The sequence below is a fragment of the Caballeronia temeraria genome (genome assembly GCF_001544795.2).
GTDB lineage: Bacteria > Pseudomonadota > Gammaproteobacteria > Burkholderiales > Burkholderiaceae > Caballeronia > Caballeronia temeraria.
Window position 1 is genome coordinate 1 of the sequence record NZ_FCOI02000108.1, and the last position, 1,200, is coordinate 1,200.

Sequence of the window (1,200 nt, forward strand, 5' to 3'; positions counted from 1 at the left end):
GCGCACTTAGGTACCAGGTATTCGCTCACGGCACTCATGATCGGTTCGCGCATCGATAACGGCTCGAGCGGCGCTGCCCCGACCCGGAGCAGCGCCGCCGGTCTTACACCTCGGTGGCCTTTCCGGCGCCGAGATCCGCGCCGGTGGTCGGCTCGGCCGACGGGTCCGAAGCCGTGCGCGATGCCATCGCCTGAAGCACCTCGACGTCGCGTTCAGTCACGGTCACCGTGGCCGTTCCGTCGCCGCCATCCACAGCAGGTTGCGGGTCTTCGACGAACTGCCAGTCGCCGCCCTCGTTCCACGGCCCGCGCGCGTCATTGCCCTTCGACATGTTGAAGTAGACGCTCGTGAACTCTGGCTCGCCGGGCAACTTACCTTGCGGGAAGTTCGGCTGAATCGAGTGAAGCGCCTTTTCAAACGACTTCTGATGTGCGATTTCGCGCGTCATCAAAAAGCCCAGCGCTTCCTTGATGCCCGGATCGTCCGTCACGTTGATAAGACGTTCATAGACGATCTTCGCGCGCGCCTCCGCGGCGATGTTCGAGCGCAGGTCGGCTGTCGGTTCGCCGATGGTGTCGATATAAGCAGCCGTCCACGGCACGCCTGCGGAGTTGGTGAGGGCAGGGCCGCCGCCATAGAGCAGCGCGGTGGTGTGCGAATCGTTGCCGCCGCCCGTGAGCGACCGATACAACTCGGCCTCCGATTCCACTGCTTCCGCGAGCTGGCCCTTTGCACTCTTGTTCAGCATCGCGACGATCGAGCCGATTACTTCGAGATGACTGAGTTCTTCGGTGGCGATATCGAACAGCAGGTCTTTGCGGCCCGGATCGTCTTCGCCGACAGCTTGCGTGAAGTACCGGCACGCGGCCGCCAGTTCGCCCTGCGGCCCGCCGAACTGCTCGAGCATCAGATTGGCGAGGCCCGGATTGGGCGCGCTTACGCGCACGGTGTATTGCAGACGCTTGTTATGCACGAACATTTGCACGACTCCTTTTAGGGCGCACGAAACCCTTCACGGTCTCGGCGCGAATCATCAAGGTTGAACGGTTTCGCTCGCAGCGACCAAGAGGACGTCGAAGCGTCGCTTACGGTCGTGATGCTGCAAGCCTCAGCGCGAAGGCACCGCACTGGCGTATCGCGGGGGAAGCCGCGTCGTGGAATGAAAAGGCCGCCTGTCCGGATCGAGTCCGCGACATCGGC

The 1,200-nt window shown here is 63.1% G+C and carries 1 protein-coding gene; it reads right to left on the reverse strand.

Annotated features, from left to right (window positions below; all coding sequences use genetic code 11):
• Window positions 1–103: 103 nt before the first annotated feature.
• Complete coding sequence (locus AWB76_RS38645; protein ID WP_061165331.1) at window positions 104–979, reverse strand: manganese catalase family protein; 876 nt, start codon at window positions 977–979, stop codon at window positions 104–106.
• Window positions 980–1,200: the final 221 nt, after the last annotated feature.